The organism is Dietzia massiliensis (assembly GCF_018390595.1).
GTDB classification, from domain to species: Bacteria; Actinomycetota; Actinomycetes; order Mycobacteriales; family Mycobacteriaceae; genus Dietzia; species Dietzia massiliensis.
Genome location: NZ_JAHBAV010000242.1, coordinates 1 through 412, shown reverse-complemented (window position 1 = coordinate 412; position 412 = coordinate 1). Strand labels below are relative to the sequence as shown.

1 protein-coding gene is annotated in these 412 nt (G+C 59.7%); it reads right to left on the bottom strand.

Features of this window, described 5'->3' with window-relative positions; all coding sequences use genetic code 11:
* Positions 1–412 (bottom strand): aminoacyl--tRNA ligase-related protein (locus tag KHA85_RS20435; protein ID WP_498039910.1); only part of this gene is annotated, 412 nt, incomplete at both ends.

The following is a 412-nucleotide window of genomic DNA, read 5'->3' as shown; positions in this document are numbered from 1 at the left end:
CCAAACAATCATGCAGGGTAAATTCAATTTTCGGTCCGTAGAAGGCGCCCTCACCCGGCTGATATTCAAACGGAATGCCGTTCTCGGTCAGCGCGGCGGCCAGGTCTTCTTCCGCACGGGTCCACATGTCGTCGGTGCCGATGCGTTTTTCCGGGCGAGTGGACAGCTTGACGGCGATCTTGTCGAAGCCGAAAGTGCCGTACACGTCATACACCATGCGGATGCATTCGTTCACTTCGGCGCGCACCTGCTCTTCGGTACAGAAGATGTGGGCGTCATCCTGCGTGAAGCCGCGCACGCGCATCAGGCCGTGCAGGGAACCCGATGGCTCATTGCGGTGGCAGCTGCCGAACTCGCCCATGCGCAGCGGCAAATCGCGGTACGACTTCAGGCCCTGGTTGAAGATCTGCAC